At 65.6% G+C, this 24,107-nt stretch carries 21 protein-coding genes; 9 read left to right on the top strand and 12 right to left on the bottom strand.

Annotation, left to right across the window (positions count from 1 at the left end; translation table 11 throughout):
* The first annotated feature begins 138 nt into the window (after positions 1–138).
* The 4 genes from G7Y54_RS02215 to G7Y54_RS02200 all read left to right on the top strand — a co-directional run bounded on the left by G7Y54_RS02215 (position 139) and on the right by G7Y54_RS02200 (position 2,593).
* On the top strand, positions 139–681 hold the full coding sequence (locus tag G7Y54_RS02215) for a methylated-DNA--[protein]-cysteine S-methyltransferase (protein WP_165076674.1): 543 nt from the start codon (positions 139–141) through the stop codon (positions 679–681).
* A 65-nt stretch (positions 682–746) separates the two neighbouring features.
* Positions 747–1,937, top strand: a complete 1,191-nt coding sequence (locus tag G7Y54_RS02210; RefSeq protein ID WP_165076671.1) for a Bcr/CflA family efflux MFS transporter — start codon at positions 747–749, stop codon at positions 1,935–1,937.
* Between the two features lie 102 nt (positions 1,938–2,039).
* Positions 2,040–2,381 carry a hypothetical protein gene (locus G7Y54_RS02205; protein WP_241159328.1) on the top strand — a complete coding sequence of 114 codons (342 nt, stop codon included), beginning with the start codon at positions 2,040–2,042 and terminating at the stop codon, positions 2,379–2,381.
* Positions 2,375–2,593, top strand: coding sequence for a hypothetical protein (locus tag G7Y54_RS02200; RefSeq protein WP_165076667.1), 219 nt, complete (start codon positions 2,375–2,377; stop codon positions 2,591–2,593). Before G7Y54_RS02205 ends, G7Y54_RS02200 begins: the two co-directional genes overlap by 7 nt.
* 15 nt (positions 2,594–2,608) lie before the next feature.
* On the opposite strand, the gene bioA is transcribed toward G7Y54_RS02200, so the two are convergent.
* The 7 genes from bioA to efp form a co-directional block, all read right to left on the bottom strand.
* Entirely contained in the window at positions 2,609–4,699 is a 2,091-nt protein-coding gene (bioA, locus tag G7Y54_RS02195) for an adenosylmethionine--8-amino-7-oxononanoate transaminase (RefSeq protein WP_165076665.1), read from the bottom strand.
* Positions 4,692–5,633, bottom strand: coding sequence for a biotin synthase BioB (bioB, locus tag G7Y54_RS02190; protein WP_165076662.1), 942 nt, complete (start codon positions 5,631–5,633; stop codon positions 4,692–4,694). Before bioB ends, bioA begins: the two co-directional genes overlap by 8 nt.
* A 138-nt stretch (positions 5,634–5,771) precedes the next feature.
* Positions 5,772–6,170, bottom strand: a complete 399-nt coding sequence (locus tag G7Y54_RS02185; protein WP_165076660.1) for a MucR family transcriptional regulator — start codon at positions 6,168–6,170, stop codon at positions 5,772–5,774.
* A gap of 515 nt (positions 6,171–6,685) precedes the next feature.
* Positions 6,686–10,186: a DNA polymerase III subunit alpha gene (gene dnaE / locus G7Y54_RS02180; RefSeq protein ID WP_165076658.1), complete on the bottom strand. Its 3,501-nt coding sequence runs from the start codon at positions 10,184–10,186 to the stop codon at positions 6,686–6,688.
* Positions 10,187–10,254: 68 nt separating this feature from the next.
* Positions 10,255–10,947 (bottom strand): outer membrane lipoprotein chaperone LolA, encoded by a 693-nt coding sequence (gene lolA / locus G7Y54_RS02175; protein WP_165076656.1) that lies wholly within the window; start codon positions 10,945–10,947, stop codon positions 10,255–10,257.
* Between the two features lie 58 nt (positions 10,948–11,005).
* Complete coding sequence (locus tag G7Y54_RS02170; protein WP_241159843.1) at positions 11,006–13,426, bottom strand: DNA translocase FtsK; 2,421 nt, start codon at positions 13,424–13,426, stop codon at positions 11,006–11,008.
* A 6-nt stretch (positions 13,427–13,432) separates the two neighbouring features.
* On the bottom strand, positions 13,433–13,990 hold the full coding sequence (efp, locus tag G7Y54_RS02165; RefSeq protein WP_165076654.1) for an elongation factor P: 558 nt from the start codon (positions 13,988–13,990) through the stop codon (positions 13,433–13,435).
* Positions 13,991–14,191: 201 nt separating this feature from the next.
* Here efp and yihA point away from each other — a divergent pair, with 201 nt between their 5' ends.
* Complete coding sequence (gene yihA / locus G7Y54_RS02160; RefSeq protein ID WP_165076651.1) at positions 14,192–14,803, top strand: ribosome biogenesis GTP-binding protein YihA/YsxC; 612 nt, start codon at positions 14,192–14,194, stop codon at positions 14,801–14,803.
* Positions 14,804–14,947: 144 nt separating this feature from the next.
* Here yihA and dmpI read toward each other — a convergent pair whose 3' ends face one another.
* The 3 genes from dmpI to G7Y54_RS02145 form a co-directional block, all read right to left on the bottom strand.
* Positions 14,948–15,133 (bottom strand): 4-oxalocrotonate tautomerase DmpI, encoded by a 186-nt coding sequence (gene dmpI, locus G7Y54_RS02155; protein WP_165076648.1) that lies wholly within the window; start codon positions 15,131–15,133, stop codon positions 14,948–14,950.
* Between the two features lie 32 nt (positions 15,134–15,165).
* Entirely contained in the window at positions 15,166–16,161 is a 996-nt protein-coding gene (locus G7Y54_RS02150) for a flavin reductase (RefSeq protein ID WP_165076644.1), read from the bottom strand.
* 148 nt (positions 16,162–16,309) lie between these two features.
* Complete coding sequence (locus G7Y54_RS02145; protein WP_165076640.1) at positions 16,310–16,783, bottom strand: cyclophilin-like fold protein; 474 nt, start codon at positions 16,781–16,783, stop codon at positions 16,310–16,312.
* Between the two features lie 155 nt (positions 16,784–16,938).
* Here G7Y54_RS02145 and G7Y54_RS02140 point away from each other — a divergent pair, with 155 nt between their 5' ends.
* Complete coding sequence (locus G7Y54_RS02140) at positions 16,939–17,823, top strand: LysR family transcriptional regulator (RefSeq protein WP_165076637.1); 885 nt, start codon at positions 16,939–16,941, stop codon at positions 17,821–17,823.
* Positions 17,824–18,426: 603 nt separating this feature from the next.
* Here the strand turns inward: G7Y54_RS02140 and G7Y54_RS02135 are convergent.
* Both G7Y54_RS02135 and G7Y54_RS02130 read right to left on the bottom strand, forming a co-directional pair.
* Complete coding sequence (locus G7Y54_RS02135) at positions 18,427–19,878, bottom strand: MATE family efflux transporter (protein WP_241159326.1); 1,452 nt, start codon at positions 19,876–19,878, stop codon at positions 18,427–18,429.
* 39 nt (positions 19,879–19,917) lie between these two features.
* Complete coding sequence (locus tag G7Y54_RS02130) at positions 19,918–20,793, bottom strand: 1,4-dihydroxy-6-naphthoate synthase (RefSeq protein WP_165076635.1); 876 nt, start codon at positions 20,791–20,793, stop codon at positions 19,918–19,920.
* Between the two features lie 131 nt (positions 20,794–20,924).
* Here G7Y54_RS02130 and mqnE point away from each other — a divergent pair, with 131 nt between their 5' ends.
* The 3 genes from mqnE to G7Y54_RS02115 are packed head-to-tail and all read left to right on the top strand — an operon-like array spanning position 20,925 to position 24,050.
* Positions 20,925–22,091, top strand: a complete 1,167-nt coding sequence (mqnE, locus tag G7Y54_RS02125; RefSeq protein ID WP_165076633.1) for an aminofutalosine synthase MqnE — start codon at positions 20,925–20,927, stop codon at positions 22,089–22,091.
* Positions 22,091–23,221 carry a cyclic dehypoxanthinyl futalosine synthase gene (gene mqnC / locus G7Y54_RS02120; RefSeq protein ID WP_165076631.1) on the top strand — a complete coding sequence of 377 codons (1,131 nt, stop codon included), beginning with the start codon at positions 22,091–22,093 and terminating at the stop codon, positions 23,219–23,221. Before mqnE ends, mqnC begins: the two co-directional genes overlap by 1 nt.
* Positions 23,214–24,050 carry a menaquinone biosynthesis protein gene (locus tag G7Y54_RS02115; protein WP_165076629.1) on the top strand — a complete coding sequence of 279 codons (837 nt, stop codon included), beginning with the start codon at positions 23,214–23,216 and terminating at the stop codon, positions 24,048–24,050. The genes mqnC and G7Y54_RS02115 overlap by 8 nt, the downstream gene beginning before the upstream one ends.
* Positions 24,051–24,107: the final 57 nt, after the last annotated feature.

Genomic DNA, 24,107 nt, shown 5'->3' with positions numbered 1-24,107 from the left:
AAGACAATGGAAGGAGGCGCCGCGGGACCGGAATGCCTTCCCTGCCCATGCGGGCAGGAGGACGGCCCGGCAAAAAACCTGTAGGCTCGGCGAAACGACCGGGGGGACGCTCGCCGCCCCCCAGCGCAAGGAGGCGACATGTACATCGATAGGTATTTTTCCCCGCTCGGAGAACTGGCCCTCGCCTGCGATGATGAAGCCCTGGTGGGACTGTGGCTGGAGCGCGAGGCCGCCCTTGAGGCCATGGGGGCGGCCCCTGCGGTGGAATGGCCCGACGCCCCCCTCCTGAAGCTGGCCCGGGAATGGCTCGACGCCTATTTCGCTGGCAAAAGGCCCGGTACCGGCGCCCTCCCGTTGGCGCCCGCGGGCACGCCCTTCCAGAAGCTCATCTGGAGCCTCCTTCGCGCCATCCCCTACGGGGAATGGACCACCTATGGGGCCATCGCCCGTAACGCCGCGCAAGCCCTGCACAAGGAGCGCATGTCCAGCCGCGCCGTGGGGGGCGCCGTGGGCCGCAATCCCATCTCCATCATCATCCCCTGTCACCGGGTCGTGGGCGCGGGCGGCGACCTCACCGGCTATGGCGGGGGCATTGAGCGGAAGATACGGCTTCTGGAGCTGGAAGGCGCGGACATGCGCCGCTTCAGGCTGCCCCGCAGGGGAAAATACGCCGCGCATTGAGACGCCCGCACGGCGCCCCCGAAGGGCGAGTTGCCACCCCGCCGCTTGGGGCATAAGCTCGCGCCATGAAAAACCGCCGCCTCTTTTACCCGGGCAACCGTTTTCTCATCCTCTACCTGTCCTTTTTGAGCGCCTTCGCCCCCATCTCCACGGACATGTACCTGCCGGCGCTCCCCTCCATAGCGCGCACCTTCGCCACCACCAACGAGCTCGCGAGCGCCACCATCAGCACCTTCATGCTGCTGTTTGCCGTCTCCATGCTCTTCTGGGGGCCGGTAAGCGACAGATACGGCCGCAAGCCCGTCCTGTTGGCGGGTTCCCTGCTCTACATCGTCTCCAGCATCGCCCTCTGCCTCACGGGCTCCATCGGGGCCTTTCTCGCCTGGCGCGGCGTGCAGGCCGTGGGCAGCGGGGCGGCCAGCGCCATGTCACTCGCCATCGTCAAGGATGTGCTGCGCGGCGGCTCCATGGAAAAAGTGGTGACCGTCATGCAGGCCACGGTCATCATTGCGCCGCTCACCGCCCCGGTGCTCGGTGGCTGGCTTTTGCTCATGGTGGACTGGCGGGGCATCTTCCTCTGCCTCGCCCTGTGCGGCGTGGCGGCGCTCATCGGCACCCTCTGGCTCAGGGAGACCCATCCCCGCAGCGGCGGCCTCACCCTCGGGGCGACTTTCAAGCGCATGGGCGTGGCGCTCGGCCACAGGAACTTTCTCTACCCGCTGCTCATCTTTTCGGCCATGTCCATGCCTTTCATGTCCTACCTCGCGGTGTCGGCCTTTATCTTTCAGGATACCTTTCACGTGTCCCCCCAGGAATACAGCCTGTTTTTCGCGCTCAACGCCTCCGCTTCCCTGCTGGGACCCTTCCTGCACATGGGTATTTTCCGCCACTGGAACAGGAACCGCGTGCTTGCCGGGCACCTCTCTGCCATGTGCCTTGCGGGCATCAGCGTCATTTGCTGGGGAAGCCACGGCCCGTGGACCTTCGCCCTGCTGTTCGCGCTCCTCACCCTGTTGGGGAGCGCCCTGCGCGCGCCCTCGACCGTGCTGATGATGGAGAGCATCGAGGGCGACAACGGCATCGTCTCCTCGCTCATCAACTGCACAGGCCTGCTCTTCGGCGCGCTGTCCATGCTGCTGGCGAGCCTTTCGGTGTGGCCCGGCGCCATACTGGCCGTGGGCTGCATTTCCACGGTCGTTTCCGCCCTGTGCCTCGCCGCGTGGCTCGCCGTGCTGCGGAGGCGCGCTCGGGACTGAGCCTGAGGGGCGCCGGGCTCTTTGCGCGGCGGCGCGTTTCCGTTACACTTGCGCATGGATGAAAGGACAGCGCCGTGCCGGCGTCTCCCGCAGGAATTTCGCGTGAAGGAAGGCCGGCTCGACCTCACCCTCCGGCTCATCCCGCAGGGGCGCGATGTGCACGCCATTCTGGCCGGCGGCGCGGGGCATGCTGGGGCCACGGCCCTGGCCGCGCCCGGGGAGGCGCCACTGGTACGCGAGCGGCCGGGACATCGCGAAGGGCCGCTTGCCGGCCTCGTTGCCGGGCGACTCTGCGCGGGGCTCGGCTGCGCGGTGAGCGTGAGCTGCGGCATCCACTTCGAGGCCATCACCCGGCAGGAGCTCGCCGCGGTGGAAATGCTGGCCGGCCGGCTCGTGGAGGCATGCCTTGCTTCCCTGCATACAAGGAGTGACAACCCATGCTGAAAATGGAAGACTTGCAGGAACTTGAGAACTACATCCGCTCGGGCGAGCTGGAAAAGGACTTTCATGACGGCTGCGAGAACGACCGCCATTATTTGCTGGAATTGCTGGAAAAGCTCATGGATATAGGCGAGCTCGCCGATGAGGCGGCCACCCGGCTCATTTATCGCGGGCTCAATCCCGCCCTTATGCCGGAAAAAGCCGGCGACGCCTGAAGTGCTGGGCGCCCCCTAGCCGTCCGCGAGGCGCCAGGCACCCCCGGCCACCGCCTCTGCCACGGCCGCGCAGAGCCGCGCCACGTCTTCCGGCGGCGTGATATAGGGCGGCATGAGGTAGATAAGCTGGCCGAAAGGCCGGATCCAGACGCCGCGCTCCACAAAGAAGCGCTGCAGGGCCGGCCCGTTGACCGGGGCCTCCATTTCCACCACACCGATGGCGCCGAGCACGCGCACGTCGGCCACGCCCTCGAACTGACGGCAGGGCGCGAGCCCTTGGGCAAGTTGCCGCTCAAGCGCCGCCACCTGTTCCTGCCAGTGCCCTTCCTCCAAGATGTCAAGCGAGGCGCCGGCCACCGCGCAGGCGAGCGGATTGCCCATGAAGGTCGGCCCGTGCATGAAGACGCGACCCTCGCGGCAGATGTCTTCGGCCACGGCCGCGGTGCAGGCGGTGGCCGCCAGGGTCAGCACGCCGCCGGTGAGCGCCTTGCCGCAACAGAGGATATCAGGGGTGACTCCGGCCCACTCCGCGGCGAAGAAGCGGCCCGTGCGGCCGAAGCCCGTGGCGATCTCGTCAAAGATGAGCAGCGCGCCGGCCTTGCGGCACAGGTCGGCAAGGCCCCGCAAATAGCCGGGATGGTAGAACCACATGCCGCCGGCGCCCTGCACCACGGGCTCGAGGATGACGGCGGCTATCTCGTCGCCGTGCTCGGCAAAAACGCGGCGCGCGTCGTCGAGCGCGGCATCCGCAAAGGGCGCGTCAAGGCGGCAGGACGGGCGCTCCATGAACCGCTGCTGCGGCACGAGGCCGGCGAAGAGGCTGTGCATGCCCGTCACCGGGTCGCAGACGGACATGGCCCCCAGCGTGTCGCCATGATAGCCGCCGCGCGGCGCGAGAAAACGGGTGCGCCGCCGCTCTCCCCTGCCCTGCTGGCACTGGAGGGCCATCTTGAGGGCCACTTCCACGGCCACGGAGCCGGAATCGGCGAAGAACAGCCGCGAAAGGCCGGGCGGCATGGCGGCGAGCAGCCGTTCCCCAAGTATGACCCCCGGCGCATGCGTGAGGCCGCCGAACATCACGTGCGGCATGCGGCTACTTTGCGCGCGCAGGGCGGCGATGAGGCGCGGGTGGTTATAGCCGTGCACGGCGGCCCACCACGAGGACATGCCGTCCACCAGTTCCCGGCCGTCGGCGAGGACGATGCGGTTCTCATGGCTCAGGGCCGCGGTTTCCAGCGGCGGCAGGCGCGTGGCCGAGGCATAGGGATGCCAGAGCGCGGCATGGTCGCGGGACTCCATGTCGCCGGAACTGGCGCCCCCGGGGTGAACCGGGCCTGTCCACAGCGCGCGCGCCAGCGGCAGGAGCGCCCGGGCTACGAGCTCCCACCCCTGCGGGGCGGAAAGTTCCGCCTGCGGCACGGGGCAGAGCACGGCGCCGGGCCAGTCCTGCTTCAGCCGGTCGCGCAAAAAGCGGATATTGTCTTCCAGAATACGGTTCCCGCTGGCCTCGCGCACTGCGCGGGGCGGCTCCACCATGGCGAGGCCGGCCAACGCGAGGCCGCGCCCTTGCAAGGCCGCCAGTGAAAGCAGGGCATGATTGAGCGCGCCCAGCTCGTTGCGGACGGCGAGGACCACCGGCGCGCCCACCCTCGCCATGAGGTCCAGCATGCTCTCGCGCGCATTGAGCGGCGCCAGCAGGCCGCCCGCGGCCTCCAGAAGCAGCACTTCGGCTGCAGGCGCCACGCGCGCCCAGTGCCCCCGGATATCACGCGCAAGGCCGGCGGCGTCCAGCATGGCGCCTTCTTCGGACGCCGCCAAAAAGGGCGAGGCCGGGAGGGCGAAGGTGCGGAGCACCGCTGCGGGCGGAAGTGATGTGGCCGCCAGGTCGGCCACGGCCGCCGTATAGACCGTGGCATCCCCGGCAAGGGGTGCTCCGGGGGCCTTGTCCGCAGCCGGGATGCCTGTCTGAACCGGCTTGACCGCCTGCGCCGCCACGCCGAGGCCGTGCAACGCGCGCAAGAGGCCGGCCGTGACCACGGTCTTGCCCACATCCGTGCCCGTGCCGGCCACAAAGACGGCGCGAAGGGGGGCGGCGCTCTCAGGCACGACGAGGCGCCTCCATGCCGCAGGTGGCGATCAGGTCAAGGTCATGGCTGAGCGCTTCCCCGCTGGTGGTGAGGTAGTCGCCGGTCATGAGCGCATTGGCGCCGGCGGCGAATATCTCCCCCTGCCGCCGTCCGAGCGCCAGCGGGCGGCCGCCGCAGATGCGGAGCGCGGCCCCGGGCAGGACATGCCGGAACACCGCGATGATGCGCAGGGCTTCCTCCGGGCGGAGAGGGGGCCGCCTTGCCAGCGGCGTACCGGGTAGGGGATGGAGAAAATTCAGCGGCACATGGCTGACGCCCAGTTCGCGCAGGGCGAAGGCCACGCTGATACGGTCCTCCCACGTTTCACCAAGGCCGAAAATACCGCCACAACAGAGGCTGAGGCCCGCGGCCTGCGCGCGGCGCGCCGTGTCCCGGCGCTGCTCCCAGAGTTGGGTGGAGCATATCTGTGGATAGTAGTGCGCCGAGGTCTCCAGATTGTGGTGGTAACGGGTGATGCCAGACGAGGCGAGGCGCGCCATGCGCTTTTCATCCAGCCGCCCGAAGGAGGCGCAGAGGCGCCCGCGCACGGGGGCCGGCAACGCCGCCACAAGCCTGAGCACGCGCTCAAAATCCTCGCCGTCCAGCGCCGCGCCGCTCGCCACAAGGCCGATGCGGCGTACCGGCGTGGCCGCCAGGTCGAGGATGCGCTCGCGCAGCACAGCCTCTTCAAGCAGCGGAAAGCCGGCCTGCGGCACGGGATTGTGCCGGCTCTGGGCGCAAAAATGGCAATCCATGCCGCAATGGCCGCTGCGGATATTGATGATGGCGCACAGATGCACCGAATGCCCGCTGGCCTCGCGCCGGAGCTGTTCCGCGCGGGAAAAGAGCTCGGCATCGGGCAACGCGAGCAGTGCCAGCGCTTCCCCGGGGGCCGTGACAGAGAAAGAACCCATGCAGTATCCAGGAATGCAACTATCAGTAAAACAGAAAGCGCCTTCGGCGGTTTTCCCCGGCGCGCCCGCCACAAGCATCGGTGACAGTTGCCCGCGGAGACGAAAAAGCCCGCCGTGGGGCGGGCTTGCCGATGTATCCTAGCTGGCCTTGCGGCGCTTTTCCCACAGCTTCATGTCTTTCATCTTCTTGCGGCGTTCGCGCTGGAGCGACTTGCACACGAGCGGCGTGTCTTTCTTCAGGCCCCACTTTTCGCGGTAGCCGGCGCTGTCGAGCCCGTGGCTCGCCAGGTGCCGGCGCGTGAGGATCTTGAAGCTCTTGCCGCATTCAAGGCAAGTGACGGATTTTTCCTTGATGGACTTGCGGGCTTCCTGGGCCATTTCCGCACAGTCCATCTCATCGGGGACGACATCTTCCGCGATGGCGCGGATGCCGGCAGCGAGCTTCTGGATGTAGGCCGTGACTTCCTCTTCACTCATGACACGCACACCGGCCTGGGCACGCGCAATTTCAAGCGCTTCTTTGAGATAATCGTCCATGATGTTCACCTCAGTCTTTAAAAGGAAAAAAATGTGCGGCAACCTGAGCACGGAAAAACTACATGTCTCTGACAACCGCGCGGGCAAAATTTACCACCGAACACCGATAGAGGCTACACAACCTTCCCGGCAGCGTCAATTCTTCTCCCTGACTTTCAAGGAAAAATATTTGATGGGCTGGGGAAGGGCAGGCGCTGTACTGCCATTTTTCGACGCCCCTGCGCAGCAGAGCACTTCCGTTTTGTTCATTGGGAAGTGCTAAGAGCCACCTGTTTTTGGCCCGGGAGAACGGGGAATCCTTCTCATGGGGAACATTTCAGGAAGTGCCACGTTGCGCTCCACCCGCCTCCAACGCCTGTTCCACAGGGCGAAGATGGTGGCCCTTCCCGCAGAACTTCCATATGTGACATGCTGTAATGCAGTCCGTCACATCAGAACGCACATACGATAAATATATTCTATATAAAAAAACAATTTTGCAGCTGCAGGGAAGTTCCCGAGCGTGCCCGCATTCCCTACGCCACCGCGTTTTGGTCACCGGCGGACCAGGCCGCGAGGGCGCGGGTGAGCTCGGGCCCCGGGCGCACCTTGAGGGCGTCGCCGAGCCGCAAGTGGCAGTGGCAGCCGTCCAGGCAGACCACGGCCCGGGCCTCCACATCGCCGGCATGGCTCTCAAGGATGTTGCGCAGGGCGAGGATGTCCGCCCGGCCGAGGCGGTGCGCCGGGATTTCCACCTCGATGGGCGAATCGCTCTCGGCGCAGACATCGGCGAGCAGCCGAACCCGCTGGCCGAGCAGCTTGCATTCCGCGGCCGGGGCTTCCGCATCCTCCTCCTCGGGATTTTCGGGGTTGGCCTCGCCCTGGCTCTCCAGGCGCGCGGTAAGGCAGAGCGGCTGCTCGCTTTTGATGAGCTCGCGCGCCTCGGCGTAATCCCTGGGGAAGAAGGTCACTTCCGCATGGCCGGTGAAATCTTCCACGGCCACGAAGGCCATGCGGTCGCCGCGCTTGGTGACGACCTCGCGCACGCTGGTCACGAGGACGGCGCAGTTGACCCGCGCGCCGGCAAAGAGCTCGCGCAGGGCCTCCAGCGTGGTGAGGCCGAGGCGCGGTATCTCGCTGTGGAAGGGCTGGAGCGGGTGGCTTGTCAGGAAGAAGCCCAAGGCCTCCTTTTCCGCCTTGAGCTTGAGGTCGTCGGCCATTTCCGGGAGCGCCGCCTCCGGGCAGTCGAGCCCCACACCGGGGAGAGGCGCGCTTTCCTGCGCGGGCGCCATGGCAAGCAGCGAGACCTGCGGCGAATTCATGGCCCGGGCCTTTTTCTGCGCGCGCAGCACGACGAGGTCCAGCGCGGCGAGCATGGCCGCGCGCGGCACGCCGAAGCAGTCGCAGGCGCCGCCCTTGATGAGCGATTCCAGCACGCGCTTCGTCACCTTGCGCAGGTTCACGCGGCTGGCCATGTCGAAGAGCGAGCCGTAGGGGCCGCCCTCGCGGCGGGCCTCGATGATCTCGCGGATGGCCTCGTCGCCCACGTTCTTGATGCCGCCGAGGCCGAAGACGACCGAGCCTTCCCGCGCGGAGAACTCGCGCTCGCTCTCGTTCACCGAGGGCTGGCGCACCTCGATGCCCATGTCCTTGCAGGCGGCCACATACTTAAGCAATTTGTCCTGATTGCCCATTTCCGAGGTGAGCAGGGCGGCCATGAATTCCACCTTGTGGTGGACCTTGAGATAGGCCGTGAAATACGAAATGAGCGCATAGGCCGCCGAATGGGACTTGTTGAAGCCGTATTCGGCGAACTTTTCCATAAGGTCGAAGATCTCGTTGGCCTTTTCCGCGGCGATGCCGTTCTTCTCCGCGCCGGCCACGAAGGTCACGCGCTCTCGGGCCATGGCCTCGGGCTTTTTCTTGCCCATGGCCCGGCGCAACAGGTCCGCCCCGCCCAGGGTGTAGCTCGCGATGATCTGGGCGATCTGCATGACCTGTTCCTGATAGACGATGACGCCGTAGGTGTCGCGCAGGCACTCGCCGAGCGAGTCATGCGGATAGATGACCGGCACCTGCCCGTGCTTGCGCTTGATGAACTCGTCCACCATGCCGGAGCCCAGCGGGCCCGGGCGGTAGAGGGCCAGCATGGCGATAATGTCCTCGAAGCAGTTGGGCCTGAGCATGCGCAGGTACTGGCGCATGCCCGAGCTCTCCACCTGGAAGACGCCGTCCGTGTCGCCGCGGGCATAGAGCTCGTAGGTGGGGGCGTCCGTGAGCGGCAGGGTGTCGAGGTCAGGCGGCTCTGCGCCCTGGCGCGCGATGTTGTCCAGCGTGTCCTGGATGAGGGTCATGGTCTTGAGGCCCAGGAAGTCGAACTTGACGAGGCCGGCCTTCTCGGTCATGGGGCCGTCGAACTGGGTCACGAGTTCGCCGCGCTTGCCGAGATAGAGGGGCAGATACTCCTCCATGGGCCTGTCCGAGACCACAAGGCCCGCCGCATGCGTGGAGGCGTGGCGCGCCAACCCCTCAAGGCGTTTCGCCGTGTCGAGCAGGCGGCGCACCTGCTCGTCCTCCTCCCGCAGGCGGCGCAATTCCGGCTCCTGCTCGAGAGCCCTGTCGATGGTCATCTTCAGGCTCTCGGGCACCAGCTTGGCGATGCGGTCGGTCTCGGCGAAGCTCATGCCGAGCGCCCGGCCCACGTCGCGCACGACGCCGCGCGCCTTCATGGTGCCGAAGGTGGTGATCTGCGCGACAGAGCCCTCGCCGTAGGTCTCCACCATGTGCCTGATCACGTCGCCGCGGCGGCGCTCGCAAAAGTCCACGTCGATATCGGGGAGGGAGACGCGCTCGATATTCAGGAAGCGCTCGAAAAGCAGGTTGTAGGGCAGCGGGTCGAGGTTGGTGATCTTGAGCGCCCAGGCCACCAGCGAGCCCGCGGCCGAGCCGCGCCCGGGCCCCACGGGGATGGCGTGGTTCTTGGCCCAGTTGATGAATTCCTGCACGATGAGGAAATAGCCCGGGAAACCCATCTCGAGGATGACCGCTATCTCGTGCTGCAGGCGCTCGCGGTAGCGGTCGGGGTCGATATGGGCGCGGTCGGGGTGAGCCTCGAGGCGCTTTTCCAGCCCCTCCTCGGCGAGGCGCCGGAACTCGGACTCCATGCTCGCGCCCTCGGGCAGCGGATAGACCGGGAAATAATGGTGCCCGAAATCCAGCTCCACGTTGCACGATTCCGCGATGCGCGCCGTATTGGCGAGCGCCTCGGGCACATGGCTGAAGGCGCGCTCCATCTCTTCGGCGGTCTTGTAATAGAGCTCGCGCGTCTCAAAGCGCATGCGCCGGGGGTCGTCCATGGTGGTCTGCGTCTGGATGCAGAGCAAAACTTCATGGGCGTCCGCGTCGCCGGCCTCGAGATAGTGGCAGTCATTGGTGGCGACGAGCGGGAGGCGGGCGCTTTCGGCGAGCTCCATGAGGGCCGTGTTGACGCGCTCCTGTTCGGGGAGGCCGTTGGACTGGAGTTCAAGGTAAAAACGGCCCGGATAGATGGCGGCGTATTCATCGGCAAGGGCGCGGGCCTTGTCCATGTCATCGGCGAGGACGGCGCGCGGTATCTCGCCGGCGATACAGGCCGAAAGGCACACCAGCCCCTCGGAATATTTGCGCAGTTGCGCCTTGTCCACCCGGGGCTTGTAGTAGAAGCCCTCAAGAAAGCCGTGACTCACGAGCTTGACGAGATTGTGGTAGCCCGTGTCGTTCTGCGCCAGCAGGATGAGATGGTTGCGCAGCTTGCCGGTCTCGGGAGACCTGTCCGTATGGTCGGCGCAGGTATAGACCTCGCAGCCGAGGATGGGCTTGAGGCCGAAATCCTTGCAGGCGGAGTAGAAATAGGCCGCGCCGAAGAGATTGCCGTGGTCAGTGATGGCGCAGGCTTCCATGCCGTTGTCCTTGGCGCGGGCGCAGAGGTCCCGGATGCGGATGGCGCCGTCGAGAAGGCTGTATTCCGTATGGCAATGGAGATGGACAAAGTCAGGCATGGCGGCTCCGGGGCGCTGGCCGGAGGGCGGGTGCGCCCCGCCGGGCGGCCCTCCCCTCCTTTTCTGGGCTACTTGAAAAGTTCCCGCTCCTCGATGGTGCGGTCGATGCGGTCTTCCACCTCCACGCCGGCCGGCGGCGTGAAGCGGAACTCGGACGGGGCCACGCGCGCGTCCGGCCTGAAGGACGTGAAGCGCACGTCATTGGCGTTGCCGTAAAAGTCGATGATGTTGGCGCGGCGGATATAGCCCGTCTCCGGCTCCACCCAGATGGCCGCCTCCACCATCTGCGGCGTGGGCTCGTGCGGATAGAGCAGAAGCCGGACGAGGCCCCCGTCCTTCCCCGCGACCTTGACATCGAAATCCCGGTTCATGGCCGACTGGCCGGTGAGCACCTGGATGATGCTGCGTGAATCCTGCACGAGGTTGGGGGGATAGCGGTAGGCGATGTCCTCGTCCGGGAGATAGTCCCAGATCTCCTTGCCGGTGACGACCATGGTCTCCTCGTGGGGCTTTTCCGTCTGCCAGCGGATGAGCAGCGGCTTCTGGAAGAGGAGGCGCCCCTTGCGCTTTTCCACCGCGCCGCTCTCCTTGTGGGTGAGCGTTTGCTCGAAGTCCGCTGCGAAGGACTTGAGGGCTTCATACTTGGTGCGGATGAGGTCCGCGTAGCGCACGGCTTCATCGGCGCAGGCGCCCGGCTGCGCAAGGAGCAGAAGCAGGGCGGCAAGCAGGCCGCCGGCGGCGGTCAGCGTTTTCGTTCGCATGGCGCACTCCTTCACGGGTGTGGCATGGCAGTTTCGGGCAAAAAAGCGCCGAGGGCAACTAGCCCCGGATAATGGGGCGGGGCTTGCTGCCGTTGGCCGGCCCGACCAGCCCCTCGGCCTCGAACTGGTCCATGAGCCGCGTGGCGCGGTTATAGCCCACCTGGAGGCGGCGCTGGAGCAGCGAGGTGGAAATGGAAGACCGGCCCGACTCCAGCACGAAGGCGCGGGCCTCCTCGTAGAGCGGGTCCTGCGAGGCGTCGCCCCCGCCGCCGGGTCCCGCGGCCGCGGCCGCGCTCCACTGCGAGAAGTCCACCTCATAGGTGGGGGCGAGCTGGCGCTTCCAGTGGTTGACCACGGCCTGCACCTCCTCGTCGGCGAGAAAGGGCCCGTGCAGCCGCTGGAGGCGGCCGCCGCTGGGCTTGAAGAGCATGTCGCCGCGCCCGAGAAGCTGCTCCGCGCCCATCTGGTCGAGGATGGTGCGCGAATCGTGCCTCGACGTGACCTGAAAGGAGATGCGGCAGGGGAAATTGGCCTTGATGAGGCCCGTCACCACGTCCACGCTGGGGCGCTGCGTGGCGAGGATCATGTGGATGCCGGCCGCGCGCGCCAGTTGGGCGAGGCGCACCACGCTGGTCTCCACCTCGCGGGCGGCGGTCATCATGAGGTCGGCGAGCTCGTCGATGACGATGACGAGATACGGCAGGCGCTCGAGGTCGGCGAGGTCCGGCGGCAGGTCATTCCTGAAGGCGGCGAGCTTCTGGTTGTAGGCCGCCACGTTGCGCACGCCGAGGCGCGCCATGGAGCGGTAGCGGTTGTCCATTTCATGGACGGCCCACTCGAGGGCGTTCTTGGCGTCGGCCATTTCCGTCACCACCGGGTGCACGAGGTGCGGCTCGTCCGCATACACCGCCATCTCGATGCGCTTGGGGTCGATGAGCAAGAGGCGCAAGTCCTGCGGCTGGGTGCGGTAGAGCAGGCTCACGAGGATGGAATTGAGGCACACGCTCTTGCCCGCGCCCGTGGCGCCGGCCACCAGCAGGTGCGGCATGCGCGTGAGGTCGGCCATTGCCGGGCGCCCGGCGATGTCCTTGCCGAGGATCATGGTCAGCGGCCCGCAGCCCCGGCGGAAGGGCTCGGACGCCGCGAGCTCGCGGAAATTGACCGTCTCGCGCTGCTCGTTGGGGATCTCGATGCCCACGGTGTCCGAACCGGGGATGGGCGCCTGGATACGCACGGCCGGCGCCATGAGCGCGCGGCTCAGGTCGTCGCTCAGGTTGGCGATGCGGTTGACGCGGATGCCGGGCGCCGGCCTCACCTCATACATGGTGACCACAGGCCCCGGGGTCACGCGCACAAGGTCGCCCTGGATGTCAAAATCCTTGAGGCAGCCCATGAGCGCCGCGCCCCTGGCCTCGTGATCCTCGCGGGCGCGGGCGCCACCCGGAGCCGGCGGTGTGAGCAGGTCGAGGCCGGGCAGGGGGATCTTGGCGCGCCGCCCCTTGGGCGGTTCCGCGGCCCGGGGTGCGTCGTGAGGGGCCCGGGCGGCTGCCGGCGCGTGAGCCGGGGCCTCGGGAGCAGATGGTTGCGCGGGTGCCTGCGCTGCGGGCTGGAGATCTTCCTCGGGGGCGCCTGAAACCTCGCTTGCACTCTGCCCGTCGGCGCCTTCTCCCTTCTCAGGCGTCCCTTCCGCCTCGGGGAAGTCCAGCTCGGGCATTTTGCCGGCTGTGGGCCTGATGCTGCCCAGAACATCGCGACAGCGGCCGAAGCGTTCTTTCAGGGCCTTGGTATCAGGCAGGGGCAGGCGCGCGGCGAGGCGCTTCCACCACGGGGCACCGCCAGTCTTGTCCCCTCCCCCATCCTCTCCCGGGATAAGATATTCCGGCGCCGCCTCTGCGGCTTCGGCCAGCTTGCGCTCCTTCCGTTCCTCCAGGAGGGCCGCGGCCCAGGCCTTCAACCTAGCGGCGAGGCTGAACCACGAAAAGTTGCAGGCCAGTTGCAGGCCCACGAGGAGCACGAACACCCAGAGCATGGTGGAGCCCACCGGGCTCAGGTAGTGGCGCGCGTTGTCGTAGAGGGCGCTGCCCACCATGCCGCCGCCCGCGAGGTCGCCGGCGGAGAGATCCCACCACGAGCCCGCCACCAGGAGGCAGAGGGTGAGCAGGAAGAAGCCGCACCAGCGCCACCAGTGCAGGGCATAGCCGGAAGAGACGTAGGCCGCCCCCAGGGCCCCGAACACCAGGGGCCACAGGAAGGCGGCCACGCCGAAGATGTCGTTGAGGAAGCCGGCCGCGTAAGCGCCGAACAGCCCCGCCTTGTTGTGCACCGGGCCCTGCGAGCTCACCACATGGTTGAAGCTCGGGTCGCCCGCGTCGAAGCTCAACAGGCTCAAAAGCAGCAGCAGGGCCCAGAAGAGCAGGAACAGGCCGAACAGCTCGCGCAGGAACTTGCGAATATCCGTGGGCTTTTCCTCCAGCGGCAAGGGGGCTTATTCCCGGCCCAGGTATTCCTTGGTGCGGGTGTCGACCTTGATCCTGTCGCCGATGTTGACGAAGATGGGCACCTGCACCACGAGGCCCGTCTCGAGGGTGGCGGGCTTGGTCACATTGCTCACCGTGTCGCCCTTGGCGCCGGGCTCGGTGTCCGTGATCTCGAGAACGAGGGAGAGCGGAATGTCGATGTCGAGCGGGCGTCCCTGATAGAGGAGCACGCGGCATTCCTGCCCGTCCTTGAGAAAGCCCTCCTTGCCGCCCGTGGTGGCCACGGGCATGGACAGCTGCTCATAGGTGGTCATGTCCATGAAGATGAGGTCGTCGCCCTCGCGGTAGAGGAACTGCATGTCGCGCGTTTCCATGTCGGGCTTTCCCACCTTGTCGCCCGAGCGGAAGGTGATGTCCTGCATGCGGCCGGTGAGGATGTTGCGCAGCTTGGTGCGCACCATGGCGCCGCCCTTGCCGGGCTTGAAGTGCTGGAACTCGACGATTTCATACGGGGTCCCTTCCACTTCGATCTTGAGCCCCTTGCGAAAGTCCGTGGTTGAGTACATGCTTCCTCCTGCGGCCGGCGGGGCCTGCCGCGAAAATTCCTGTCATGGCGGTTGCGGGGACGGGCGCCGAAAGCTACCCTGCGCGGGGTGGCGCATCGTCCCGAAAATCCGGGTTCACCAGTCTATGCAAAAACGCCCCGCTGTCAAGGCGCGCCCGGCGGCGCGCGGAAGGCGGCCGGCGCATATCAATGGAGAATAGGTATGGAAAGCACCCTTGAACTGGAAACCACGGCCTATGTGACCGGCCAGCTCCCCACCCTCGACCGCCCGCAGATCGCGCTCGCCGGGCGCTCCAACGTGGGCAAGTCTTCGCTCATCAACGCCCTCGCCGGCCGCAAGAAGCTCGCCAAGGTGAGCGCGCAGCCCGGCAAGACGCGCTCGGTCAATTTCTACCGCGTACGCCCGCAGGACTACTATATCGTTGACCTGCCGGGCTACGGCTATGCCCGCGCGAGCCACGAGGAGCGCCGCCAGTGGGCGAAAACGCTGGAGGCCTATCTTGGCACCGACCGCCACATCAGGGCGCTGGCGCTTTTACTCGACTGCCGCCTGCCCCCGCAAAAGCTGGACATGGACCTCGCGGCCTTCGCCTCCTCCAAGGGGCTGCCCGTGCTGCCCATCCTGACCAAGGCCGACAAGTGCAGCCAGCGCGAGCGCGAGGCCCGGCGCCGTGAATGGCGGGACATCCTCGGCGTGGCGCCCATCATCACCTCGGCTTCGCGCCGCCAGGGCATCGACAAGCTGTGGCGCGCGCTGGACGCCGCGGCGCTCGGCGGGGAGGGGAACGGAGAGCGGGAGACGGAAAAGGACTGACGCTTGCCGGGCTGCGGCCCGATTTTTAAGCCGGCAGCGGCCCCTGCGCATCAAGGGGCCGCCGTCGCCTCCGGGAATCGGGTTCCCTGCCCGGGCTCCGCTCCCGTTCCATCTTGTGCTGGCGGTTCCCCGCCCAAGCCGGGATCAGCGCCGGTCGGCGAGCAAGGTTCCCCCAACGCCGATATTTTCCAGGCTGTTCTCCTTGATGAACACAAAAATCGCCTCGGGCGGGAGCCCGGTGGCCCGGGAAGTGCTCTCTGTGACTTCGCGGACAAGCCGGGCCCTCTTTTCTTTTTCCAGCGGGGCGAGTTCCATGATGATCGCGGGCATCGCGCGCCTCCTTCTCCTGAAGTTCTCTCTGCTCAGTAGGGGATGACCATGTAGTTCGTCAGCCTGTTGTTTTCATTGAGCGGCACCTGGTCGTCGAGCACCAGTTCCTTGACCATTTTTTGCGTGCCCTGCTTGTATTTCTGGAAATGCGGCGACGCGATGTGCTTCTCATAGGCCTCCTTGCTCGCGTAGGTCTCGAGGATGGTGATACGGCAGGGGTTTTTCTTGTCGGCCACGGCATACATGGTGAGCACGCCGGGCTCGGTGCGCAGGGAAGTTTCCCCCACCTCGGCGGCGAATTTCTTGTATTCCTCCAGATATTGGGGATCGACCTCGATACGCGAAAGGCGCGTGATGCCGCTCTCCGTCATGGGCAGCTTGGCCCCCATGGAAGGCTTTTGCGCATACTGGCGGCATTTCCCCAGCATTTCGCCCGTGGCGAGATAGGAATAGGTGGGGAATTCAAACAGCACGGGCTTCAGCACATGGTAGTCCAGCTTGCCCGTTGCATCCAAAACATCCTTGCGCGCGTACGTATTGGCGATGGTGCAGATGAAATTGTCAAAACCGCCGGCCTTGTAGTTGTCGACCACATTGAGCTCAATGGACACGGGGGAGGCGGCAATGAGGGGCGAGCCGTTTTCGCCCCTGTGCCAGGCGAACACCCCCGACTTGTCGGCGTTGGCCCCGCTCACCGTGCCCACATAGTCGACCTGGGGCAGCATGTGCCTTTCCACAAGGTTGAGCGACAGCTTGCCGCTCTCGATGATGCCCTGGTTCGTATAGTGGGACTGGCTCATGCTGACCAGGATCATGTTGTGCCCTATGGTGCCGGTGTGGGCCACCGTGAGCCAGTTGACCTTGCCCTTGACTTCGGCGCCCACCACGGTGACGACGCTGGGGTAGAGGGCCAGTTTTTTCCCGATATTGATTTTTTCCATGGCGGTTTCTCCTCCCTGAGCCTGTGAAGCGGCCAGCGGCATGGACAGAGCCGCAAGGCAAAGCACAAGATGCCACCATTTCTTCATATCCTCCTCCTCCTTTTTGAATGCACTCTGTCCAGTAGCCTTGTATCTTCCTGCAAAACAGTGTTACCACAGTTATCACGCATGAAAAAATATTCAGTTCTCTTTAATTTTAAGGCGAAAAAGTTAAAATTCCCCCTGCATGCGGGCCTTAATTATTGCTCTTCCCTTCCTCCAGAACTTCGATACGGGCCTTGAAATCCTGCTTCATTGCAGCGAGCTTTTCTTTCCCCGAGGCGAGGCTCCCCAGGACATAGAGGTTCTTCCCGTGCCCGTAGCCCTTGTAAAATACCGCAATATTTCCCCACGGCGCATAATAGCAGAAGTCGCCCTTTTGCTCGTCGGCATTGGGCGTGCCGCGGACGGGCAGTTTTTCCGCGAGGTAAAAGATCTTTTCCGCTCCGGCAAAGTCGCTGAATTCCACCTCCAGGGGCAGCAGCCGCAAAAATGCTTCGGCGGGAGGAGTATCGTACAGCACCGCCACGGCTTCGCCGCCCTCGAAGAGGATCCTCACCCCATGCCGCGCCGCCGGCACATTCTCTGCGCCATCTGCCGCAAAAGAGGGAACCGACAGAAACAGGAACACCGCAAGGACGAGAGGAAGATTTTTGCTGCAAAAATTCATGAGCTTGCCCCTTGGTTGGATTTCCAGGGTGGTGGGCCGCGCGAGCCGCGCCCAGTGCTTCGGGCGAGATTGGAATTGAAATAGTCAGTCCCGCGAGCTATGTACAATACTTATTTTTTATACTAATATATACAAAAAATACATGGATAACAGGTGTGGAAATAAAGATTTTGCAGAACTTCCTCGTGCTCGCGCGCATGGCGAACATGACAGCGGCGGCGGAGTTCCTGAACCTGACGCAGCCCACCCTCTCGCGGCAGCTGGCGGCCCTTGAGGAAGAGCTCGGGGCTCTGCTCTTCGAGCGCGGCGGCAGGCGGCTCACCTTGACCGCCGCCGGCGTGCGCCTCAAAAAACGCGCGGAAGAGATTTTGGAGCTGGTGAACAGGACGCAGTGCGAATTTCGGCAGCCCGAAAACGAGCTTTCCGGGGATATCTATCTCGGCAGCGGGGAAAGCTGGGTCCTGGGCAGGGTCGCGGAAATCATGAAAGAACTGCGCGCGCTTTCGCCGCGCGTGCGCTTCCATGTGTTCAGCGGCGACGGCGATGAGGTCTCGGAACGCCTGAACAACGGGCTGCTCGATTTCGGGCTCTTCATCGAGCCCGCGCGCGTGTCGGCCTATGAATCCATCCGCCTGCCCGAAGTCGACATGTGGGGCGCGCTGATGCTCAAGGAAAGCCCCCTTGCCTCGAGAGAAGCCATCGCCCCCGAAGACCTGTGGCACGAGCCGATCATCATCTCCAAGCAGTCCTACATGGAATGGCACATCTCCAAATGGATGCGGAGGGAATTTTCCGAGCTGAACATCGCGGCCACCTATAACCTGCTCTACAATGCCTCAATACTGGTGCGCAAGGGCCTCGGCATCGCCTTGGGCCTCGACAGGCTCATCAATGTGAGCAATGACCCCGAAATCTGCTTTCGCCCCTGCAAGCCCGCCCTGCCTGTGGCCCTCTACTTTGCCTGGAGAAAGCAGAATCTCTTTTCCCCGGCGGCCCAGGCATTCCTCACCATGGTGCTCAATCGGTTCAAGAGCGTGTAAAGAGGGTTCATACTGTTAAATATTTCGCCCTAAATATGATATTCACCATTATTCAAGTTATATTACCTTGGGTTGTTGATGGGCATTCCTTAAATCCGTCTGGAGCGAAGCGGAAGACGGGTGCTTGTGCCGGAAGAATCCTAAAAAATAAGATTTTTTGCTGCTGGCGCGCTAGCCGTTGCCCGGCTTGCCGGGCTTACGGATAGCGACAGCGGTTGCGTTGACTAGCTGATGCGGTAACTAATTGCTGTCTCCATCCGTAGCTTCCTTCGTCGCAACGGCTGGAGCAAGGAAGATAAAAATTTCCGAAGGGCGTGTACTTAAGTACTCGGCCGAGGAAATTTTTCTCTGACGAAGCCAGCAGTAAAGCGCTAGCCGTTGCCCGGCTTGCCGGGCTTACGGATAGCGACAGTGGCATCGTTGGCTGACCAGCGCGGTAACTAACTGCTGTCTCCATCCGTAGCTTCCTTCGTCGCAACGGCTGGAGCAAGGCTGTTTTTGACGGATAATTTCGGCATTACCCATGCAGCACAGGTGCACCACCAACCCAAAGACATAGGAAAGCTCTTTTCCAAGCTCCAGCGTCCTCTGCGGAAGTGCCACCTACCTCCGCACCCGCGCCAGCACTTTTTCCGGCGGCAGGGAGTGCAGATAGCGCACCCTGAGCCAGTACGCCACGGCGCTGAAGCCGAGCGCCGCCAGGTAGCAAATCCAGAAGCCTTCTGCGCCCATGGCCGGCACGAGCCAGTCGGTGCGGGCGAGCACATAGCCGAGCGGCAGGCCGATGATCCAGTAGGCCGCGAAGCAGATGACCGAGATGATGCGCGTGTCGTTGTAGCCGCGCAAAACGCCGATGCCGGCCATCTGGAGCCCGTCAACGATCTGGTAGGCCGCCGCGAAGAGCAGAAGGTGCATGGCGAGCTTCGTCACCGCGGGGTCGTCGTTGTATATATGGACGATATTGGCGCGGAAGAGCACTGTGCCCGCGCAGATGAGGAGGGCGAAGACCACGCTGAGCGTCATGGCCGTGAGCGCGGAAAGTTTCGCCTGCGCCACCTTGCGCGCGCCGAGGCAGTAGCCCACGCGGATGGTGGCCGTCATGCCGATGGCGAGCGGCACCATGAAGATGAGCGCGCTGAAGTTCATGGCGATCTGGTTTCCGGCCACCATCACCGTGCCGAGCGGCGCCAGCAAAATGGCGCTCAGGGCGAAGAGCGAGACCTCGAAAAACAGCGCCAGCGCGCTCGGGAAGCCGATGCGCAAGGCGCGGAACATGAGCGGGAAGTCAAAGACCGGGCCGGTCGCCTCGCGGACCCCGGCGCCCTGCCCCGCAGCCGCGTCTTCACCCCTTTTTTTGCGCCTTGGGAGCCACGGCGCGAAGAGCGGCCGCAGGTCGCGGTACTGCGGGTCGCGCCGCAAGAAGCACATCATGGCGAGACCCATGAACCAGTAACAGACGGCCGAGGCCACGCCGCAGCCCACGGCGCCCATGGCCGGGAAGCCGCACTTCCCGTAAATGAGCATGTAGTTGCAGGGCACGTTGAGCGCGAGCCCCAGGAGCCCGATGATCATGGCCGGCCGCGTGCGCGAGAAGCCCTCCAGAAAGCTGCGCTGGTTCACGAAGAACATGAAGCCGGGCAGGCCCCACAAGAGGGCGCGCAGATAGCCGCCGGCGAGGTCGGCCATCTGCGGGGCGAGCCCGAAGGCCTCGAGATGCCAGGAAATGACGTAGAAAAAGGCCATGAGCACGAGGGAGAGGCCCACGGTGAGCCAGATGCCCTGGCGCAGCAGGTGCGCGGCGCTGCGCCGCTTGCCACCGCCTACGAACTGCGCGCTGAGCGGCGGCAGCGCCAAAAGGCAGCCGATGCCGAACACCGCCGCCGGCCCCCAGATGGAGCCCGCCACGGCAACAGCCGCCATGTCCTCGGCATTGTACTGCCCGGTCATGGCGGTATCGGCGAAGTTCATGCCCGTCTGCGAGAGCTGGGCGATGAAGATGGGCAGCCCGATGACGAAGTAGCGCCGGGCCTCGGCCCAGGAAAAGATATTCTTCACGCGCCGCACCTCAATACGGGACGCAGCAGCCCGCTCCCTTCACGCCGCCCCCGGCCAGAAGAGCCCGGCGGCCGGCATGGGCGCGCCGAGCAGCGTGGCCGAGCGCCGCACCAGCGTGGTGATGGCCTCGCGGCCGGCCGGCCCCAGGTCTTCGCTGTAGGCCGTGACGAAAGTCTTGATATGAGCGCTCGTCACCGCGTCGTCCAGTTCCTGCGCGTGCGCGCGGATGAAGTCGCGCGAGGCTTCGGGATGCGCCCAGGCGTGGCGCAGGCTTTCGGCGATGCCCGCCTCAACGGCGAGGGCCACGGAGAGCGGCAGCCCGCGCTTGCCGGCGATGGCACCGAGCGGCAGCGGCAAATGGAAGGCGCCCTCCCACCACTCGCCGAGGTCGAGGATCTTGGTGAGGCCGTGGGCCGCATAGGTGAAGCGGCCCTCGTGGATGATGACCCCGGCCTCGTCCTCGCCGCGCGCCACCGCGTCCATGATGTCGCTGAAGAGGAGTTCGCGGCGCGGACCCCTGAAACCTCCGTGCAGGTCGAGCAAAAGGTTGGCCGTGGTCATGAAGCCGGGCACGGCCACGCTGGCTCCTGCCAGTTGCTCCGGCGTGAGGGGCTTTCCCGCCACCACCAGCGGGCCGCAGCCCCAGCCGAGCGCCGCCCCGGAGGAAAAGAGCGCATACTCTTCCATGATGCGCGCCACGGCGCCCAGCGAGAGCTTGGTCACGTCGAGGCGCGCGGCCACGGCCATGCTGTTCAGCTCCTCCACGTCGGCGAAGTGCGGCACAAAGCGGATGGGGCCGCTCCACGGGGCCGGCGCGGGCACCTGCACGAGGCCCTCGAGCAGGGCGTGGAAGATGAAGGTATCGTTGGGGCAGGGCGAGAGCCCCAGGGAAAGCACGAGCTCCTGAGCGGACATTTCCACCTCACGTTGACAATGCCGCTTGCGCGGCGATATGCTGGCGGATGCTCCCGCCTGCCGGGCCACCGGCATCCGCGCCGCCGGAATCCGCCGGCGGGGCTTGCGGGCGCGCGGCCACAAGGACATCCATGCCAGACAAAGCATATTATGCGGCCCTCGGCCTTTCGTCCATCCTTGACAAGGTGCTTTCCGGCGAACGCCTCTCCTATGAGGACGGCCTGGCCCTGTTCGCCTGCCCCGACCTCACGGCCGTGGGCGCGCTGGCGGCCGAGGTGCGCTTTCGCCTGCACGGCGACGCGGCCTACTATGTGGTGAACCGGCAGGTCAATTATACCAATGTCTGCGTCAACGGCTGCCTCTTCTGCGCCTTCAGGCGTGACCATGCGGACGAGGACGGGGCCTTCCAGCTCAGCAAGGAGGATATCCTCGCCCGGCTCGAGGCCGCCCAGGGCGGCACACTGCGCCTTGACGAGATGCACATGGTGGGCGGCTGCCACCCCAAGCTCGGGCTCGCCTGGTTCGAGGACGTGCTGCGCACCGTGGCCGACCGCTGGCCGGACCTGCCGCTCAAGGCCTTTACCCCGGTGGAGATCGCGCATTTCGCGGCGCTCGAAGGCATAAGCACCCTTGAGGTGCTTCAGCGCCTCAAGGCCTGTGGCCTTCGGATGATGCCCGGCGGCGGCGCGGAGATATTCGATGCAAAGCTGCGCGCGCAGATCTGCCCGCACAAGGCCGACGCCGAGGCCTGGCTGCGCATCTCGGGCGAGGCGCACAGCCTCGGCATCGTCACCAATTGCACCATGCTCTTCGGCCACCTCGAGAGCCCCGCCATGCGCGTGGAGCACCTGCTCAGGCTGCGCGCTCAGCAAGACGAGAGCGGCGGCTTCACCTGCTTCATCCCCCTGCCCTTCCTCACGGAAAACAGCCGCCTCGAGCTCCCCGGGGAGCGTTCCGGGCCGGTACGCGGGCTCGACCAGTTGCGCACGGTGGCCGTTTCGCGGCTTTTGCTCGACAATATCCCGCATATCAAGGCCTACTGGATCATGCTCGGGCCCAAGCTCGCGCAGACCGCCCTCTGGTACGGCGCGGACGACCTCGATGGCACCATCGTGGAGGAGCGCATCGGCCACATGGCGGGCGCGGCCTCGGCCCAGGGCCTGACCATCGACGAGCTCGAAGCCATGATCCGCGCTTCCGGCTTCAGGCCGGTGCGCCGCAACGCCGTTTTTGAGGCCATGCCCGGGAATGGCGGGGAGGCCGCCATTGCGGCGCGCCCCCGCAAGGAGACATGCTGATGGACTTCGCCCCCGCGCACAGCCCCTTTGACGACGACACGCCCGCATATGCGGACGTGACCCGCGCCGCCCGAAAAGCCGCCGCCGGCGAACGCCTCGAGCGCGCGGACGCCGAAGCCCTCTATTACCGCGCGAGCCTGCTCACCCTGGCGCGCCTCGCCAACGCCATGCGCCTTCGGCTGCATCCCGAGCCCGTCGTCACCTATGTGGGCGACAGGAATATCAATTATTCCAACATTTGCGTGTGCGGCTGCCGCTTCTGCGCCTTTTTCCGGCCGCCGGAAAGCCCCGAGGGCTATGTCATCACCCGCGAGGAGCTGGCCCAGAAAATCGAGGAGACCCTGCGCCTCGGCGGCACCCAGATCCTGCTGCAGGGCGGGCATCATCCCGACCTTCCGCTGGAGTGGTACGAGGATCTTTTGCGCTGGATGCGCGCCACCTGGCCCACGCTGCATATCCACGCCTTTTCGCCGCCCGAGATCTGGTTCTGGGCCGAAAAATTCGGCCTGCCCGTCGTGGAGGTTCTGCGCAGGCTCAGGGAAGCGGGGCTCGATTCCGTGCCCGGGGGCGGCGCCGAGGTGCTCCAGAATGACGTGCGCCGGCAGGTCTCGCCCAACAAGTGCTCGGCGGACGCCTGGCTTGCGGTCATGGAGGCCGCGCACGGCCTCGGCATGAAGACCACGGCCACCATGATGTTCGGCCATGAGGAAGAGCCGGGCCACCGGCTCGACCACCTCTTCGCCCTGCGCGCCGTGCAGGACAGAACCCACGGCTTCACCGCCTTCATCCCCTGGACCTTCCAGCCGGCGAACACGCGCATCCGCTGCCAGAGCCTGCCCGCGCCGGCATATCTGCGCCTGCTCGCGGTCTCGCGCCTCGTGCTCGACAACATCCCCAATATCCAGGCCTCCTGGGTGACCATGGGGCCGCAGATAGCGCAGCTGGCGCTTTTCTACGGAGCCAACGATTTCGGCTCCCTGATGATCGAGGAGAACGTGGTCGCCGCGGCCGGCGTTTCCTACCGCATGACCCGCAAGGAGATCGAGGCCGTCATCCGCGCCGCCGGTTTCACGCCGGTGCAGCGCACCATGGATTACCGCCCCGTGGGCGAGGCGGGCGTCCATGCCTGAGACCGTGTTGCGCATGGGGCGCATCAGTTATCTCAACGTGCTGCCCATCTACCATCCGCTTGAGGCCGGCATCCTGCCGCACGACTATGAACTGGTGGCCGGCCCGCCCGCGCTGCTCAACGACATGATGGGCCGCGGCGAGCTGCATGTCTCCTCCTGCTCCTGCTTCGAGTACGCGCGCCGCCCGGAGCGGTATTACCTTGTGGATGACCTTTCCATCGGCTCGCGCGGGCCGGTGATGAGCGTGCTTTTGCTCTCGCGCGTGCCCGTGGAGGAGCTTGGCGGACATGAGATCCTCATCAGCGGCGAGAGCCACACTTCCGTGGCCCTCCTGCGCCTGCTCATGCGCGACCGCTACCGGCAGGCCGTCACCTACAGGACGGGCCAGGTCTCGCCGGCCCTGCGCTCGGCCACGCCGCCCACGGCCTTTCTCGCCATTGGCGACGAGGCCCTGCGCCTCCGGCAGCACCCCGACTATCCCAACCGGGTGGACCTCGCCGAGGCCTGGCGCGACTGGACGGGCCTGCCCTTCATTTTCGGCGTCTGGGTGGTGAGCCGGGACGCCGCCGAGCGCGGCCTCTTCCACGACGACCCGGGCGAGCTTTTGCGCCGCGGGCGCGACTGGGGCCTCGCACACATGGATGTCATCCTCGACCTCACGGGCCACGGCTGCCCGCTGAGCCGGGAAGACCTCGCCTTCTACTACCGCGAAGGCCTCGTTTACAGCCTGGGGGCGGAAGAGTTGCGCGGCCTCAACCTGTTTTATGAAAAACTCGCGGCTGCCGGCATCATCGCCGCCGTGCCGCCGCTACGCTTTTTCTCGCTCTAGGCGGCCGCAGCCTGCATGCAAAAACGGGCCCCCCGAAACTCCCGGAGCGCCCGTTTT

Origin of the sequence: Desulfovibrio sp. ZJ746 (genome assembly GCF_011039155.1) — a bacterium.
Taxonomy (GTDB): domain Bacteria; phylum Desulfobacterota; class Desulfovibrionia; order Desulfovibrionales; family Desulfovibrionaceae; genus Desulfovibrio.
Note: the sequence above shows the minus strand (reverse complement) of the source record. Positions and strands in the feature narration are given on the sequence as shown.

Coding starts and splice junctions, on each gene's coding strand:
- G7Y54_RS02115 (WP_165076629.1), top strand. CDS start 23,214: ATGCCTGAGACCGTGTTGCGCATGGGGCGCATCAGTTATCTCAACGTG.
- G7Y54_RS02145 (WP_165076640.1), bottom strand. CDS start 16,783: ATGAATTTTTGCAGCAAAAATCTTCCTCTCGTCCTTGCGGTGTTCCTG.
- bioB (WP_165076662.1), bottom strand. CDS start 5,633: ATGGGTTCTTTCTCTGTCACGGCCCCCGGGGAAGCGCTGGCACTGCTC.
- G7Y54_RS02200 (WP_165076667.1), top strand. CDS start 2,375: ATGCTGAAAATGGAAGACTTGCAGGAACTTGAGAACTACATCCGCTCG.
- G7Y54_RS02150 (WP_165076644.1), bottom strand. CDS start 16,161: ATGAAGAAATGGTGGCATCTTGTGCTTTGCCTTGCGGCTCTGTCCATG.
- efp (WP_165076654.1), bottom strand. CDS start 13,990: ATGTACTCAACCACGGACTTTCGCAAGGGGCTCAAGATCGAAGTGGAA.
- G7Y54_RS02210 (WP_165076671.1), top strand. CDS start 747: ATGAAAAACCGCCGCCTCTTTTACCCGGGCAACCGTTTTCTCATCCTC.
- G7Y54_RS02185 (WP_165076660.1), bottom strand. CDS start 6,170: ATGGACGATTATCTCAAAGAAGCGCTTGAAATTGCGCGTGCCCAGGCC.
- mqnC (WP_165076631.1), top strand. CDS start 22,091: ATGGACTTCGCCCCCGCGCACAGCCCCTTTGACGACGACACGCCCGCA.
- lolA (WP_165076656.1), bottom strand. CDS start 10,947: ATGCGAACGAAAACGCTGACCGCCGCCGGCGGCCTGCTTGCCGCCCTG.
- dmpI (WP_165076648.1), bottom strand. CDS start 15,133: ATGCCCGCGATCATCATGGAACTCGCCCCGCTGGAAAAAGAAAAGAGG.
- G7Y54_RS02130 (WP_165076635.1), bottom strand. CDS start 20,793: ATGTCCGCTCAGGAGCTCGTGCTTTCCCTGGGGCTCTCGCCCTGCCCC.
- G7Y54_RS02215 (WP_165076674.1), top strand. CDS start 139: ATGTACATCGATAGGTATTTTTCCCCGCTCGGAGAACTGGCCCTCGCC.
- mqnE (WP_165076633.1), top strand. CDS start 20,925: ATGCCAGACAAAGCATATTATGCGGCCCTCGGCCTTTCGTCCATCCTT.
- dnaE (WP_165076658.1), bottom strand. CDS start 10,186: ATGCCTGACTTTGTCCATCTCCATTGCCATACGGAATACAGCCTTCTC.
- yihA (WP_165076651.1), top strand. CDS start 14,192: ATGGAAAGCACCCTTGAACTGGAAACCACGGCCTATGTGACCGGCCAG.